The sequence below is a fragment of the Streptomyces sp. NBC_01166 genome (genome assembly GCF_045039765.1).
Lineage (GTDB): Bacteria > Actinomycetota > Actinomycetes > Streptomycetales > Streptomycetaceae > Streptomyces.
This window is the reverse complement of sequence record NZ_CP108613.1, coordinates 973,327-988,759: the sequence shown is the minus strand read 5'-3', so window position 1 is coordinate 988,759 and position 15,433 is coordinate 973,327. Positions and strand designations below refer to the sequence as shown.

General features: G+C 71.6%; 12 protein-coding genes. 3 read left to right on the top strand and 9 right to left on the bottom strand.

Annotated features, from left to right (window positions below):
- Positions 1-30: 30 nt before the first annotated feature.
- From OG379_RS04725 to OG379_RS04700, 6 genes are all read right to left on the bottom strand, one after another.
- Entirely contained in the window at positions 31-447 is a 417-nt protein-coding gene (locus tag OG379_RS04725) for a serine hydrolase domain-containing protein (protein WP_405659605.1), read from the bottom strand.
- 30 nt (positions 448-477) lie between these two features.
- Positions 478-618, bottom strand: a complete 141-nt coding sequence (locus OG379_RS04720) for a hypothetical protein (RefSeq protein WP_405659602.1) — start codon at positions 616-618, stop codon at positions 478-480.
- A 97-nt stretch (positions 619-715) separates the two neighbouring features.
- Positions 716-2,539 carry a SpoIIE family protein phosphatase gene (locus OG379_RS04715; RefSeq protein ID WP_405659600.1) on the bottom strand — a complete coding sequence of 608 codons (1,824 nt, stop codon included), beginning with the start codon at positions 2,537-2,539 and terminating at the stop codon, positions 716-718.
- A 201-nt stretch (positions 2,540-2,740) separates the two neighbouring features.
- Positions 2,741-3,955, bottom strand: coding sequence for a thiolase family protein (locus OG379_RS04710; RefSeq protein WP_405659597.1), 1,215 nt, complete (start codon positions 3,953-3,955; stop codon positions 2,741-2,743).
- Positions 3,952-4,599 carry a CoA transferase subunit B gene (locus tag OG379_RS04705; protein ID WP_405659595.1) on the bottom strand — a complete coding sequence of 216 codons (648 nt, stop codon included), beginning with the start codon at positions 4,597-4,599 and terminating at the stop codon, positions 3,952-3,954. Before OG379_RS04705 ends, OG379_RS04710 begins: the two co-directional genes overlap by 4 nt.
- Complete coding sequence (locus OG379_RS04700) at positions 4,599-5,369, bottom strand: CoA transferase subunit A (protein ID WP_405659593.1); 771 nt, start codon at positions 5,367-5,369, stop codon at positions 4,599-4,601. The genes OG379_RS04705 and OG379_RS04700 overlap by 1 nt, the downstream gene beginning before the upstream one ends.
- 126 nt (positions 5,370-5,495) lie before the next feature.
- On the opposite strand from OG379_RS04700, the gene OG379_RS04695 reads away from it, so the two are divergent.
- Entirely contained in the window at positions 5,496-7,160 is a 1,665-nt protein-coding gene (locus tag OG379_RS04695; RefSeq protein WP_405659591.1) for an IclR family transcriptional regulator C-terminal domain-containing protein, read from the top strand.
- A gap of 91 nt (positions 7,161-7,251) precedes the next feature.
- Complete coding sequence (locus OG379_RS04690; protein ID WP_405659588.1) at positions 7,252-8,232, top strand: phosphotransferase family protein; 981 nt, start codon at positions 7,252-7,254, stop codon at positions 8,230-8,232.
- Positions 8,233-8,306: 74 nt separating this feature from the next.
- On the opposite strand, the gene OG379_RS04685 is transcribed toward OG379_RS04690, so the two are convergent.
- On the bottom strand, positions 8,307-9,464 hold the full coding sequence (locus OG379_RS04685) for an FAD-dependent oxidoreductase (protein WP_405659587.1): 1,158 nt from the start codon (positions 9,462-9,464) through the stop codon (positions 8,307-8,309).
- A 43-nt stretch (positions 9,465-9,507) separates the two neighbouring features.
- On the bottom strand, positions 9,508-10,191 hold the full coding sequence (locus OG379_RS04680) for a TetR/AcrR family transcriptional regulator (RefSeq protein WP_405659585.1): 684 nt from the start codon (positions 10,189-10,191) through the stop codon (positions 9,508-9,510).
- Positions 10,192-10,396: 205 nt separating this feature from the next.
- Here OG379_RS04680 and tkt point away from each other — a divergent pair, with 205 nt between their 5' ends.
- The gene (tkt, locus tag OG379_RS04675) at positions 10,397-12,577 is read left to right on the top strand and encodes a transketolase (RefSeq protein ID WP_405659583.1); all 2,181 of its coding nucleotides are present in this window, start codon (positions 10,397-10,399) and stop codon (positions 12,575-12,577) included.
- On the opposite strand, the gene OG379_RS04670 is transcribed toward tkt, so the two are convergent.
- Positions 12,574-15,432: an NHLP bacteriocin export ABC transporter permease/ATPase subunit gene (locus OG379_RS04670; protein WP_405659580.1), complete on the bottom strand. Its 2,859-nt coding sequence runs from the start codon at positions 15,430-15,432 to the stop codon at positions 12,574-12,576. The two genes, tkt and OG379_RS04670, sit on opposite strands and share 4 nt — an antisense overlap.
- Position 15,433: the final 1 nt, after the last annotated feature.

Sequence of the window (15,433 nt, the reverse complement as noted above, 5' to 3'; positions counted from 1 at the left end):
TGCGGAAGCCGACGCCCGAGGCCTTGTCGATCACCATGCCGAGTACCAGATAGTTGGTGTTCGAGTAGCCCAGTCCTCCCCGGGCTCGAAGACGGGCTCCGCGTCGAGCGCCGACGCCAGATACTCCTCCGACGTGCCCGCCTCGGACCAGTCGACCAGCGCGGAGTACTCCGGCAGCCCACTGGTCTGCTTCAGCAGCTGACGTACGGTGATGGCGCTTCCGGCGAGCTGGGGCACATGGACCCCGGCGCGGTCGTCGAGACGTATCCGACCGTCCGCGACCAGGCGCATGACGGCGGTCGCGGTGAACGCCTTGGTGTCGCTGGCCAGCCGGAACCGGCCCTGGGCGCCCGGCATGTGACGGCCGGACACCAGGTCCGCCACCCCGGCCGTCCGGGTGGTCCTGCCGTCGTACGCGAGTGCGCCGGGAACACCGTCCCTGTCCACGAGCAGGTCGAGCTGACGCTGTACCGGGTCCTACGGACGGGCGGCTGCCACAGGGGCGAGTGCCCCGGTCAGCGTGGCGGCGAGCAGGACTGCTGCGGCGAGGTGCTTGCGGTGCATGGGTGTTCCCCCTGAGTCGTGGCCCGGAATCACGCGGACCGATCGGTCGCTCACCGATGACCCTGCCAGGCGGCCGCCGCAAGATCGGTGCGTCCCGGCCCCGAATCGAAGGTGTCCTCAACCCCCCTTGTCAGGACGCCCGTCGTATGCGTCAGGCCGGTTCGGAGGTGTCCCTGACGGGTGTGTCCTCGATACGGGACCCGGGCGCTCCGCGGTTGCCGGCGGCCGGGCTGTGCGCATGCTGCGCCGGTGCCTCGTCCGTGCCGGCGCCGACGCCCGCCGCCGGGGTGCGCAGGACCAGCAGGGCGACGTCGTCGCCGCTGGGCTCGATGCGGACCAGGAGCTCGTCGAGGAAGTCCTCGATGTCCCGACGGGCCAGGGCCGCGGCATGCCGGCGCAGTGTGGCGAGACCGGCTTCGATGTCACGGGTGCGGCTCTCGACGAGCCCGTCGGTGTACAGCAGCAGCGTCGACCGGGGCGGGAGGTCCACATGGGCGTCGGGCCACCCCAGCCCCATGTGCAGGGCCGAGCTGAGACCGAGGAGAGGGCCGTGGCCGTCCTCGAGGAAGCGCGTGTGCCCGTCGGCCGTGATCAGGAGCGGCGGGGGGTGGCCGGCGTTGACCCAGTGGAGCTGCCAGGGCCCGCCCTCCTCGCCTTCGATCCGGGCGAAGACACAGGTGGCCATGGGCGCATCACTCGTATGGGTCATGGCCTCGTCCAGACGGCGCATGATCAGACTGGGGGGTTCCGTCCGGTCCCAGGCCAGGGCGCGCAGCATGTTGCGGACCTCGGCCATGTGGGCCGCGGCCTTGAGATCGTGGCCGACGACGTCCCCGATGACCATCGTCAGGACGCCGTCGCCCAGGAGGAAGGAGTCGTACCAGTCCCCGCCGATCTCGGCGGCGCTCTCGGCGGGCCGGTAGCGGGCCGCCATCGTGAGGTGGTCGACCTGCGGCAGGGGAGTGAGGAGCTGGCGCTGCATGGTCTCGGCGACATGCCGCTGCTGCTCGAACAGTACGGCGGCCTCCATGACCAGGCCGGCGCGGCGCGCGATGTCGGCCAGTACGAAGACCTCGGCCTCGCTGTAGGAGGATCCGGGGGCGACCCGCGCCACGGTCAGCGCGCCGAAGACCTGCCGCCGGGTGTGCAGGGGCACCACAACGGCGCAGCTGCCCCCCAGCCGGTCGAAGAGTTCCCGGTGGGCGCGCGCGAGCGGGCTGTCCGGCAGCTCCGCGAGGGCGTCCGCGTCGAGAACGACGGGCTCGGCGCTCCGCATGGCCTGGACCACGGCGGAACGGGTTGATTCGGGCAGGGGCGGCAGCGGGCCCTTGAGTGACTCGGCCGCCCGGTGGTCGCGAGGGGCACGGACGGCGACGCGCTGCATCTCGCCCGCCTGCCTCGCGGTGTGCACGTCGATCGCAGCCCAGTCACCCATGTCCGGCACGAGCAGTCCGGCCAGTCTGTCCAGCATCTCCGGTGTCTCCAGGGCGGAGATCAGGACCGTCGACACCTCCGCCACCATCGTCAGCCGGGCGGTGAGCCCCTCCAGGGCCGCGAGATAGGCCGCGGTCTGCTCGGCCGCGTCACGGTGCAGGCTGAAATCGTGGAAGACGACCACCGAGCCTTCCGCAAGTCCCTCGTGCCGCAACGGAGTCGCCGCCCAGATGATCGGCACCAGGGTGCCGTCCCCACGCAGGAAGAGTTCCTCGCTGCCCTCGGCCGGCCGGCCGCTCTCCAGGACGGTCAGCATGACGCACTCGTCCCGCGGGACCGTGGCGCCGTCCGGTCCGCGGTGCAGCAGATCGTGCATGTCATGACCGAGCATCTGCTCCTGCGGACGGCGGAGGATCTGTTGAGCACGTGGGTTGCAGGCGGTGAGCCTGCCGGTGTTGTCGGTGACGAAGACCCCTGTCCCCAGGCTGTCGAACACCGTGCGCATGAAGCCGATCTCCAGCAGCCCGTCCGTGGACCTCATCGAGCGGCCCTCGCCGTCCCCGGGCGGCCCTCTCCGCCCGTGCTCGACGTCCTCGTGCCTTCCGGGCCGCCCGGCGGCGGCAGCCGCACGGGCGGCATCGTGTCCGCCGCCGGAATCACGGTCTGGGAGGTCATGCCGTCCATCATTCATCCGGCACGCCCGTTCCGCCGCTCGGGAGGAGGGCGCCCCCGCAGCCCCGGGCTACCTCTCCAGCACCAGCGCGGAGCCCTGGCCCACGCCGATGCACAGTGTCGCCACGCCGGTCCCGGACCCGGCGGCCCTGAGCTGGTGCGCGACGGACCCGGCGAGGCGGGCTCCCGAGGCGCCGAGCGGGTGGCCGATCGCGATCGCTCCACCACGAGGGTTGAGGACGGACGGGTCGAGGTCGGGCCACTCGGCGAGGCAGCCCAGGACCTGGGCGGCGAACGCCTCGTTGAGTTCGAGGGCCGCGAGGTCGGCGAAGCTCCTGCCCGCCCGGTCGAGCGCCCTGTTCACGGCCTCGACGGGAGCGAGCCCGAAGTAGTGCGGTTCGTTGGCCGACACGGCGGAGGCCGTGATCCGGGCGAGCGGTTCGCGGCCTGTGGCCCGGAGGCCTTCCTCGTCCGCCAGCAGCAGGGCCGCCGCACCGTCGTTCAGCGGGGAGGAGTTGCCCGCGGTGACGGTGCCGCCCTCCGTGCGGAACGACGGGCGGAGCTTGGCCATGGCCTCCAGCGAGGCGTCGTCCCTGATGCACTCGTCCCGGTCGACGACGAGCGGATCGCCCTTCCGGCGCGGGATCGTCAGGGGCGCGATCTCCCCGTCGAACAGCCCCGCCGCCCGTGCCGCCGACGCCTTCCGGTGGGAGGCGAGAGCGAACTCGTCCTGCTGTTCCCGGCTGATGGCGTGCTTGTCGGCGATCAGCTCGGCGCTCTCGCCGAGCGGCACCGTCCACTGCGGATCCATCCGGGGGTTGACCATGCGCCAGCCCAGGGTGGTCGAGTACATCTCGGTGTGCCCGGCGGGGAAGGCGCGGTCGCTCTTGGGCAGGACGTACGGGGCGCGGGTCATCGACTCGACGCCGCCGGCCACGACGAGCGAGTGGTCCCCGAGCGCCACCGCACGGGCCGCGTGCACCACGGCTTCGAGGCCGGAGGCGCAGAGGCGGTTGACGGTCACGCCGGGGACGGAGACCGGCAGACCCGCGAGGAGCGCGGCCATCCTGCCGACGTTGCGGTTCTCCTCACCCGCGCCGTTGGCGTTTCCCAGCACCACGTCACCGATGCGCGACGGGTCGAGCTCCGGGGTGCGCTCGAGCAGTGCGCGGATGGTGTGGGCGGCGAGGTCGTCGGGCCGTACCTGCGCCAGTGCCCCGTTGTACCTGCCGATCGGGGTGCGGACGGCGTCGACGATGTACACGTCGCGGGGGCGGAAGCTCATGAGGTGACCCTTTCGGGGGTGATGACCGGGGCGGCCGTCCTCTCCAGGACCTCGGCGACACTCACCCCGGGGGCGGTCTCCACCAGGAGCAGGCCGTCGTCGGTCACGTCGAGCACGGCGAGATCCGTGATGATGCGGTGGACGCACGCCTTGCCGGTCAGTGGAAGGGTGCACTCCTCGACGATCTTCGGGCTGCCGTCCTTGGAGGTGTGCGTCATGGTCACGATGACGCGGCGGGCCCCGTGCACGAGGTCCATGGCCCCGCCGATGCCCGTCACCATCTTTCCCGGCACCGCCCAGTTGGCGAGGTCGCCCCGGGCCGAGACCTCCATCGCCCCGAGGACGGCGGCGTCGATGTGACCGCCCCGGATCATGCCGAAGGAGAGCGCCGAGTCGAAGAACGAGGCCCCGGGACGCACGGTCACCGTCTCCTTGCCCGCGTTGATCAGATCGGGGTCGACATCCTCGTCGTACGGGAAGGCGCCGGTGCCCAGGATGCCGTTCTCGGACTCCAGGACGACGTGAACGCCCTCGGGCAGGTGGTTCGGGATCAGCGTCGGCAGTCCGATGCCGAGGTTGACGTACTCGCCGTCGCGCAGCTCCGCGGCCGCCCTGGCGGCCATCTCGTTCCGGTTCCAGGCCATCAGCCCTGTGCCCCCCGCTCCGTGATCGTCCGCTTCTCGACCTTCTTGTCCACGGCCTGCTCGGCTGTCAGCGCGACCACCCGCTGCACGAAGATGCCGGGCAGGTGCACGTGGTCCGGGTCGATCTCGCCCGGTTCGACCAGCTCCTCGACCTCCGCGACGGTGATGCGGCCGGCCATGGCGGCGAGCGGGTTGAAGTTGCGCGCGGACTTGTTGAAGACCAGATTGCCGTGCCGGTCGCCCTTCGCCGCCCTGACGAGGGCGAAGTCGGTGCGGATGCTGTGCTCCAGGACGTACTCGGTGCCGTCGAAGTCGCGTACCTCCTTGGCCGGGGAGGCCACGGCCACCCCGCCGTCGCCGTCGTAGCGCCAGGGGAGCCCGCCGTCGGCGACCTGCGTGCCCACGCCGGCGGGGGTGTAGAACGCGGGTATCCCCGCCCCGCCCGCCCGGAGGCGCTCGGCGAGGGTGCCCTGGGGGATCAGTTCGAGTTCCAGCTCGCCCCCGAGGTACTGCCGGGCGAACTCCTTGTTCCCGCCGATGTACGAGCCGGTCACCCTGGTGATCCGGCCGGCGGAGAGCAGCACCGCGAGCCCCGTGTCCATCGCTCCGCAGTTGTTGGACACGACACCGAGCCCGCTGACGCCGCTCGCGTACAGAGCATCGATCAACACGTTCGGCACACCGCTGAGACCGAAGCCTCCCACCGCCACCGAAGCGCCGTCCGGCACGTCGGCGACGGCCAGCGCCGCTGACGCGACCACCTTGTCCATGGGACCGTCCATCCAATAGTGTTCGCATAGTGAAGTTTCCTTCACTACGATGGTGTGAGTCTGCCGCCAGGGCCGGAGCTCTGTCAACGGTCCCGGCATCGGCCGCCCCCACCCGACGGAGGACAGATGGCACCGACCGGCACGCCACAGCCGGGCGAGGAGACGCCCGCGGAGGCGGTGGCCCCGCTGATGCGCGGCATAGCCGTCCTGCGCCGGCTGACCGACGCCGACGGCTCCCTCGGCCTCAGTGATCTGGAGCGCGCCACCGGGCTGGCCCGCTCGACCGTCGACCGGATCACGCTCACGCTCGCCCGCACGGGATACGTCCGCCTCGACGGCAAGGTCGTCACCCTCGCGCCGCGCCTGATGGAGCTGGGCAACGCCTACCTCTCCTCGGTCCGCCTTCCCGGCCTCCTCGGCGGCCGGGTGGACGACCTCGCGGAGGAGCTCGACGAGTCCGTCTCCCTCGCCGTTCCCGACGGCAGCGGTGTCCGCTTCGTGCACCAGGCCACCCGCCGGCGCGCGATGTCCCTGCGCTTCCGCATCGGTGATCTGCTGCCGGCCGAACGCACCGCCCCGGGCACGCTGTTCGCCACCCGATGGGGATCGGAGGAGTGGCGGGCCTGGCGGGAGCGGCGGGCTTCGGACCCGGACGGGGCGGACTTCCCGTCCCTGCCTCGGGGGCCCCGGTCGGCGGACGACCTGTTCGAGGAGCGGGTGGAATCGGCGCGGGCGGACGGCTGGGTGGTGGACGACCAGCTGATCGAGCCAGGCCTCCTCGCCCTCGCCGTGCCGGTGCGGGATCACGCGGGAGGCTTCGCGTGCGTGCTCAGCGTGGTCAGCCACACCAGCAGGCACACCGTGCGGGGCCTCCGGGAGGACCTCCTGCCCCGGCTGCTCGACGCCGCCTCTGCGATGGAGCGCCGACTGCGTGACGAGCCCCCCGCGGACCCGACTTCGGCCCCGGGCGCCCTCGCCTCCTGGACCACGGCCTCGAAGCAGGAGCTCGGCCGGGAGTTCATCGAGTCCCTCGCCCGGGGCCTGACGGTCATCACCGCCTTCGGGGAGGACGGCGCCGGCCTGACGCTCAGTGCCGTCGCACGCGCCACCGGTCTCTCGCGCGCCTCCGCCCGCCGCGCCCTGATCACCCTCGAACACCTCGGGTACGTCACGGTCGAAGGCCGTGACCACCGGCTGACACCACGCGTCCTGGCCCTCGGCTACGCACCGCTCTCCCGTACGACCCTGGCGAAGATCGCCGATCCACACCTCGCCGCGCTGGCCGGACGGATCGAGGATTCAGCCTCCCTCGCCGTCCTCGTCGACGACTCCGTGCAGTACGTGGCGCGCGCCGCCACCCACCGCATCATGAACGTCGACATCACCGTCGGCACACGCTTCCCCGCCTACGCCACCTCTCTGGGCCGCGCCCTGCTGGCCGGACTGCCCGCGGACGAGCTCGGGCCGCTCCTCGACCACGCGGAGCTGCGCCCCCTGGCGCCCCACACCCTCACCCACCGCACCGAACTCGAAGCCGCGCTGGAGCGTGTGAGCACCGAGGGGTACGCCCTGGTCGACGAGGAGCTGGAGGCGGGCCTGCGCTCGATCGCCGTACCCGTACGGGACCGGGCGGGCACGGCGATCGCGTCCATCAACGTCGCCATGCACAGCAGCAGCCGGACGATCGGTGAATGCCTGGAGCAGGTGCTGCCCGAACTGCGCCGCACCGCGGGGGACATCGAGTCCGAACTGCACACCGCGGCCCGCTTCACGGACGTCGCGGTGATGTGAGCGGGTGGGGCCGGGCTCCGGGCGATCCGCCCGCCGACTCTCCGTCCTGAGGTGAACCTGATCATCCACAGGCGGTCGATAGGTTGTGTGCATGGTTGCGAATGAGGGTGTGGCCGTCGCGGGCGCCATCGATGACCGAGGCTGGTCCGACACGCGCGCCTGGGTGGAGGAACGTCTCGGCGGAGGGCGCCGCATCGACGCCGTCGAGCGACTGCGTGGGGGCTGGACCTCGGAGATGCGGAGTCTTCGCGTCAGTGGGACGGCGGAGCCGCAGTGGTTCGTGCTGAGGTCGTTCGTGAAGCCCTTCTTCGTCCAGCATGCGAAGGGTCTGCTCACCCGCGAATCGGATGTGTTGACTCTTCTCCGCGAGACCGAGGTGCCGGTGGCGGAGTGTCTCGGTGTCGATGCGACGGCGGCGTACTGCGACCACCCGTCGTTGCTGATGTCACTGCTGCCCGGCGGTGTGCGATTGGATGAGGTGGGGGCGGGGCTGCGGACCGAGCTTCTGGCCCGCCAACTCCTCGGTATTCACCAGGTGCGTGTCCCGCCCGAGGTCCGGCCACGCGTGTACCAGGGCTGGGCCTCGCCCGACCGGGTGCGGCTGCCCGAATCCACCGGGCGACCGGACTTGTGGCAGCGAGCTGTGGACGTCATCCGGCGCGATCCACCTGAATACCGGCCTTGCTTCCTGCACCGGGACTTCCACCCCGGCAACGTGCTCCTCACCGGGCAGGGCGCCCGCACGGAGATCAGTGGTGTCGTCGACTGGGTGGAGACCTCCTGGGGGCCGGCCGATCTGGACGTGGCGCACTGTTCCACCGCCCTGGCTCTCCTGTACGGCGTCCAGGAAGGAATGCGGCTGGCCGACAGCTATCTGGCCTGCGGGGGCGCGCTGAGCGACGACCCGGCCGCTCACCTGTACTGGCGTGTCCTGGATGCGCTCGGGTTCGCGCCGGATGCCGAGAAGGTAGCGGTGCCCTGGCGTGAACTGGGTCGCACCGACCTGACCTCGGCCCTGCTCACAAGAAGGTTGGAGGACTATCTCGAAGAGCTGTTCAGCCGCTTCGGCTGAACGTCCACGCACGCAGCGGCTCGGCCTGTGTCCAAGCCGGACCCCTCGGGAACAAGGGCGCCGTCATCCAACGGTCAGGCTCCGCCTTCCCCATGAGAGGTGAACATGTCGATGAGCGGCTGCGGCGCCCGGTCGTCGAACAGCGTCTCCTGGCCCCGTGCGGACTCCAGGGCGGTCTGCTCGCTCCGCGGGAACAGGACCGCCTCGTAGGCCGACAGCGCGGCCTCGGTGTCCCCCTGGTGAGTGGCGACGGCCTGCCCCAGGTCGGCACCGTCGATCATGGCGAGGTTGGCGCCCTCACCCGCGAACGGCGACATCAGGTGCGCGGCGTCGCCGAGCAGGGTGACACCGGGAACGCGCTGCCAGCGGTGCCCGGTGGGCAGTGCGTGGATGAGGCGGGGGGTCAGTGGGCCGTCCGCCTCGGTGATCAGCTTGCGCAGGCCGGGCGCCCATGTGGTGAAGTGCGCCAGCAGCGCGGCCTTCGCGGCCTCGGTGTCGGTGAAGTCGACGGTGGACAGCCAGTCCTCGGCTGCGCGCAGCGCCACGTAGACGTGCAGACTCCCGTCCGTCTCGCGGTGGGCGAGGAACCCCTTGTTCTCGCCGAGCCCGAAGAACATCCCGCCCCCGATCAGCTCGGCGCACTCGGGGTGGCGGGCATCGGCGTCGTGGAGGTCGAGCTCGACGAAGGAGATGCCGGTGTACGCGGGCCGGGCCCCGGACAGGAGCGGCCGGATCCTCGACCACGCTCCGTCCGCCCCGATGAGCAGGCCGGTGGTGAACGTGGTGCCGTCGGCGAGCGTCACCGCGTGGCGCCCGTCGCCGAGCGGCTCTGCCCCCATGACCTTGGCGCCCCAGCGGACGGTGCCCCCGGGGAGCGAGTCGAGCAGGAGATCGCGCAGATCGCCGCGGTCGATCTCGGGCCGGTCGCCGTTGCCGTCGTCCTTGTGGTCCAGCATCACGCGGCCCTGCTTGTCGACCACGCGCGCGGCTTCGCCGCCGGGATGCACCCGGGCCCGGAACTCCTCGTACAGCCCCGCGGCGCGCAGCGCCGCCTGCCCGGTCTCCCCGTGGATGTCGAGCATGCCGCCCTGGGTGCGGGCATGCCGGTCGGCGTCCAGGTCGAAGACGGCGGACTCGAAGCCGTGCACGTGAAGAACCCTGGCGAGGACCAGGCCGCCGATGCCGGCGCCGACGATGGTTATGGGGTGGTGCGGGGTGGTGTTCATGGTCATGCCTTCGCTTTCCTTCGTACGGGTACGGGCACTTCCGGCGGGCTCAGCGGGGTGTGCCGGCCGTGCCGTTGACGACCGCACGGAAGATCCAGGCCAGCCGTTGCTGCGGGGTACCGGAGGCGAGGTCGCTGCCGAGGGCGGCGATACGCGGGTGGGCCCGGGGGGATGCCTGCCGCAATGTCTCGACGAGGGCGTCGTGCTCGGCCTCGGCGTCGGGATCGCCCGCGCGCCCGGACTGCTCGGCAGCGGTGGCGGTGGCCACCTGGAGGAGTACGTCCACTCCCCAGGCGGCCTGCGCGTCGGGCACGTCGCCCTGGTGCAGGATCGCGAGGACCGTCTCGACGAGCGCCAGGTAGTGCGGCCCGGCGGGCCGGGCGAGCAGTGCGGAACGGGCGAGGCCGGGGTGGTCGAAAAGGACGCGGGTGTACGACAGGAGTACCTGCGCCAGCCGGTCACGCCAGTCGCCGTCGCCGGCGGCCGGAGTGAGGTCGACCTCGCCGAGAAGCTCCTCGAGGATCGCGGCGTGCAGTTCCGCCGTGCCGGCGACGTACACGTACAGCGAAGCGGGCCCGGTGTCGAGCTCCTGGGCCAGTCGGCGCATGGTGACGCGCTGCAGTCCTTCGGCGGCCATGAGCCGGACGGCTGCACTGACGATGGTTTCGTGGGTGAGGGCGGGCTTGGCCGGCCGTTCGCGGCGGCTTCGGTGTTCCGGGGATCGCGGGGTCACTGTCCAACGGTAACGAACATGTTCGTTACGAACAAGTTCGTCGTGCCTGTCGGGGGCCGCAGAGGGTAGGCGACCGGGCGACGGAGCCTCTTCCGCCGCCACTCCGGGTGCGGAGGGCGGCGGGAAAACAGAGGATGCGAAAGGTGGCGAGCCGCACCTACCGGCCCCGTCGTACCGAGACGCGACGTCCGAGGGAGACAAAACCATGGCGCCCGAGCGATCCTCTTCAGGCCTAACGGCATCACGAGACCCCGGCCTCGCCCGGCCACTGGCCGAGCGGGCGGGGTGGAGCGACGTGGACCTGCGCGCGGTGGACACCGTGCGGGTACTCGCCGCCGATGCCGTGCAGAAGACGGGCAACGGCCACCCCGGCACGGCGATGAGCCTGGCCCCGCTCGCCTACCTGCTCTTCCAGCAGGTCATGCGGCACGACCCCGCCGACGACCAATGGCTGGGCAGGGACCGCTTCGTCCTCTCGTGCGGCCACACCAGCCTCACCCTGTACATCCAGCTCTACCTGGCCGGCTACGGCCTGGAGATGGACGACCTGAAGGCGCTGCGGACCTGGGGGTCGGCGACCCCCGGCCACCCGGAGTACCGGCACACCCGCGGCGTCGAGATCACCACGGGACCGCTGGGCCAGGGCATGGGCGCCTCCGTCGGGATGGCGATGGCCGCACGCCGGGAGCGGGGCCTGCTCGACCCGGACGCCGCACCTGGCACCAGCCCGTTCGACCACCACGTCTACGTGCTCGCGTCCGACGGCGACATGATGGAGGGCGTCGCCTCCGAGGCCGCGTCGCTGGCAGGACATCAGCAGCTGGGCAACCTCATCACCTTCTACGACTCCAACCACATCTCCATCGAGGACGACACAGACATCTCGTTCAGTGAGGACGTGCCGGCCCGCTTCGCCGCGTACGGCTGGCACGTGCAGACCGTGGACTGGACCCGAACGGGCGACTACGTCGAGGACGTCGACGCGCTGCTCGCCGCGATCGAGGCGGCGAAGGCGGAGCGGTCCCGGCCCTCACTGATCATGCTGCGCACGATCATCGGATGGCCGGCGCCCACGAAGAAGAACACCGGTAAGGCGCACGGGGCGGCCCTGGGGGACGACGAGGTCGCCGGCACCAAGCGGCTCCTCGGCTTCGACCCCGAGGAGTACTTCCCCATGGAGGACGAGGTCCTCGCCCACACCCGGGCCGTGGGGGAGCGGGGCAGGGAGGCCCGGAAGCGCTGGGAGCGGGCCTACGAGGAGTGGCGGACCGCCAGCCCGGAGAGGGCGGCCCTGCTGGACCGGCTGCGTGAGCAGGAGCTCCCGGACGGCTGGACCGACGCCCTGCCGGACTTCCCGGCCGACCCCAAGGGCATGGCCACCCGCAAGGCGTCCGGCAAGGTGCTCACCGCGCTCGCACCGGTCCTGCCCGAGCTGTGGGGCGGCTCCGCGGACCTCGCGGGGAGCAACAACACCACCATGGACGGCGAGCCCTCCTTCATCCCGGCCGACCGGCAGACGGCCGAGTTCTCGGGAGGCCCCTACGGGCGCACCCTGCACTTCGGCATCCGCGAGCACGCCATGGGCGCGGTGCTCAACGGCATCGCGCTGCAGAGCCTGACCCGTCCCTACGGCGGCACGTTCCTCACGTTCAGCGACTACATGCGCCCCGCCGTCCGCCTCGGCGCCCTGATGAAGCTTCCCGCCACCTATGTGTGGACCCACGACTCGATCGGGCTCGGCGAGGACGGTCCCACCCATCAGCCCGTCGAACACCTGGCCGCCCTGCGCGCGATCCCCGGGCTCGACGTCGTACGCCCCGGGGACGCCAACGAGACCACCACCTGCTGGCGGACGATCCTGGAGCACACCGACCGGCCCGCCGGCCTCGTCCTCACCCGGCAGAACCTGCCGGTGCTCGACCGTGCCGACGGGGTCCACGCCCCAGCCGAGGGAGCCGCGCGCGGCGCCTACATCCTCGTGGAGGCCTCCGGAACCGTCCCCGACGTCATCCTCGTGGCGACGGGGTCGGAGGTCCAGATCGCTCTCGACGCCCGCAAGCTGCTCGTCGACGAAGGCCTGGCCGTCCGCGTGGTCTCGATGCCCTGCCGCGAATGGTTCGCCGAGCAGCCGCTGTCCTACCAGGACGAGGTGCTGCCGCCGGACGTGCGCGCACGGGTGAGCGTCGAGGCCGCCGTCGGCCAGGGCTGGCGCGAGGTGGTCGGCGACGCCGGCCGGATCGTCAGCCTGGAGCACTACGGCGCCTCCGCCGACTACCAGCGGCTGTACGACGAGTTCGGCATCACCGCCGAGGCCGTCGCCGCGGCGGCCCGTGCCAGCATCCGCGACGCGGTGGAGCCCCCCGTACCGGGCGGGCGCCGGTCCTAGCTCATCTGACGCCGCACCAGTTCATGGAGCTGCCCGTCCGTGTCCGCGAGGAGCTCGGCGGGCGGCCCCTCCTGGACGACGCGGCCGTCCGCCATGACGATCACCCGGTCGGCGTCCATGACCGTGGACAGCCGGTGCGCGATCACCACCCGGGTGGCCCGCAGGGACCTCGTGCTCTCGATCACCGTGCGCTGCGTCTCGTTGTCCAGCGCACTGGTCGCCTCGTCGAAGAACAGGATGCGAGGGCGCCGGACGAGAGCCTGGGCGATCATCAGCCGCTGGCGCTGCCCCCCGGAGATCGAGCCCCCGCCGGAGATCATGGTCTGCAGCCCCATCGGCATCCGCTTGATGTCCTCGGCCAGCCCCGCCATCGCCGCGGCCTCCCACGCCTCCTCCTGGGTGAAGACCTCGGCGCCACAGATGCAGTCCAGGATCGATCCGGACAGCGGCTGGGCGTTCTGCAGGACGACCCCGCACTGGCGGCGCACCGCCGCCTGGTCGAGCGCCGTCAGGTCCTGGCCGTCGTACAGGACACTGCCCGAGACCGGCTTGTCGAAGCCGATGAGGAGCCTCAGCAGGGTCGATTTGCCGCATCCGCTCGGGCCGACGACCGCGACGAACTCCCCGGGGCGCACGGTCAGCGACACGTCGTCGAGGACGACGGGGCCGTCGTCGGAGTAGCGGAACGACACCCCTCTGGCCTCGATCTCCCCGGACAGCTCGCCCGGCTGGGTGCTGGCGCCGCGTACCTCGGGTGCCTCGTCGAGCACCGGCTTGATCTGCTCGAACATCGGCAGTACGGCGGCGGCTGACACGAAGGCCCCGGTCAGCTGGGTGACGGCCGTCAGCAGCATCGTCACGGACGTGTTGAAGGTCAGGAACTCGGCGGCCGTGAGTGATCCGCGTGCCGGGCCCGCCAGCAGGACGAAGATGACGAGCGAACACAGCGGCAGATAGACCGCGTTCAGGACCGTCGTCAGATTCTTGATCCGGCCCGCCCGCTTCTGCAGCTCGCGGCTGCGGGCGAACTCGGCCGCCCACGCCCCGTACGCGAAGCTCTCGGCCGCAGCGACCCGCAGCTTGGGCAGCCCTCGCAGCGTCTGGAACGCCTGGTTGTTGAGCTTGTTGCCCAGCACGACCAGACGGCGCTGCCAACGGAGCTCCCACATGCCCATGGTGAGGAACACCCCGGCGATGACCACCAGCATCGCGACGGCGGTGAGAGCCAGCGGCACACTGAACCAGAGCAGCAGGCCCAGATTCATCGCCCCCAGCGTGCCCGCCTGCACGACGACCGGACCGGTGCCGGACAGCACCCTGCGGATGGAGCTGACCCCCATCGCCGCGCTCGCCAGTTCGCCCGTGGAGCGCTCCGTGAAGAACTTCGTCGGCAGCCGCAGCAGCCGGTCCCAGACCGCGGGCTGGAGCGTGCTCTCGATCCGCCCCTCCATCCGCAGGATCGTGAGGTTCTGCAGCAGCATGAAGGCCGCCGAGACCACACCGGAGATGATGACGGCCAGCGACACCTGCACGATGAGGGCGTTCTGCGCGTTGGGCACGTACACGCCGAGCACCTTGCCGGTCGCGATCGGCACCAGCGAACCCAGCGCCACCGTCACCAGCCCCGCCAGCACAAGTCTCCGAAGGTCGCCCCTGGTGCCGAACAGGCCGAACCGCAGCAGCTGCCTCTTGCTCAAGGGCTGCTCCGGCAGCGGCCGGTAGAACATCACGGCTCGTTCGTCGAACTCCTGCGCGGAGGAGCTGTCGACACGGCTGCGCCGCCCCGTCAGCGGGTTGACCGCCTCGTAGCGGCCCCGGCGCCAGAGCAGGGCGACCGGTGCTCCGGACGCGGCCCGACGGCCCACCAGCGGCCCGGAGTTCTCCCGCCACCACCGTCCGGCGAGCCGTACCGCCCGGGTGCGGACACGCGAGGCGACCGCCACCCGCTCCACCGGGTCGATCCGGTCGCTCACCGCCCCGCCCGTCGCGGGCTCACCGAGGACGATCCCGGAGTCCCGCGCCACCAGGCGGCAGGCCGCGTACACCGCGTCGTCCGAGGCCCCCGTCGCAGGCGAGGAGCCCCTCCGGGACCGGCCGATCGACGTCAGCAGCGCCTGGTCGGCCTCCTTGCGGACGGCCTCGCCCGCCTTCATGCCCGCCGCGGTCCGGTCCTCGTGCGCGCGCTCCAGCTGTTCGATCCAGCGGTCCAGCGCCGAGAGCAGGCGGTACTGCTGATTGACCATCCCCTGCCACATCGCCGGGTCGACGAGCAGGTCACCCGCCGCCTCGGCGCTGAACGCGGCGCCGTACTGCACACTGCCGGGCGACACCGGAAGCCACAGGATGTCGTCGTCGCCCACCGCTTCGTCGAAGGTGGTCCGCCCGTCCAGCGGGGCCTCGAACAGCACCCGCTGGCTCCGGCCCACGCCGAGCGAGAAGGCGTGCTCCAGCAGGCTCAGCGTCGCGTCCCCGGTGTCGTAACGGCTGCGGTACTGCGCCTCGTGCGCCCCCTGGTCGGCGTACTCCGGCCGGTACAGCTCACGCAGCGGGATCCGGCGCAGCACGCACTCCTGGAGCGGCCGCCCGACCAGGGTGTGCTGCGGGCCCTCGACGGGGCCCAGCACGAGTGTTCCCGGTTCGAGCCGGCCCAGGAAGTGCCAGTGCCCCTGCTCCACCGCGTCCACGGCGAACAGGTCGAGGGCGCCGCCCACGACGAGCCACAGCACCTGGGGGCCCTCCAGCGACAGACTCCGCAGCCCGGCGCAGTCGACCGGCTCGCCGAGAGCTCCCAGCGCGCCGATGACCGGGTCCTGCCCGGGAGCCTCCGTGCCCGCGAGAGGATGTACGGATGCCACG

Coding starts and splice junctions, on each gene's coding strand:
- OG379_RS04705 (WP_405659595.1), bottom strand. CDS start 4,599: ATGGCCTGGAACCGGAACGAGATGGCCGCCAGGGCGGCCGCGGAGCTG.
- OG379_RS04690 (WP_405659588.1), top strand. CDS start 7,252: ATGGTTGCGAATGAGGGTGTGGCCGTCGCGGGCGCCATCGATGACCGA.
- OG379_RS04700 (WP_405659593.1), bottom strand. CDS start 5,369: ATGGACAAGGTGGTCGCGTCAGCGGCGCTGGCCGTCGCCGACGTGCCG.
- OG379_RS04695 (WP_405659591.1), top strand. CDS start 5,496: ATGGCACCGACCGGCACGCCACAGCCGGGCGAGGAGACGCCCGCGGAG.
- OG379_RS04710 (WP_405659597.1), bottom strand. CDS start 3,955: ATGAGCTTCCGCCCCCGCGACGTGTACATCGTCGACGCCGTCCGCACC.
- OG379_RS04715 (WP_405659600.1), bottom strand. CDS start 2,539: ATGAGGTCCACGGACGGGCTGCTGGAGATCGGCTTCATGCGCACGGTG.
- tkt (WP_405659583.1), top strand. CDS start 10,397: ATGGCGCCCGAGCGATCCTCTTCAGGCCTAACGGCATCACGAGACCCC.
- OG379_RS04685 (WP_405659587.1), bottom strand. CDS start 9,464: ATGACCATGAACACCACCCCGCACCACCCCATAACCATCGTCGGCGCC.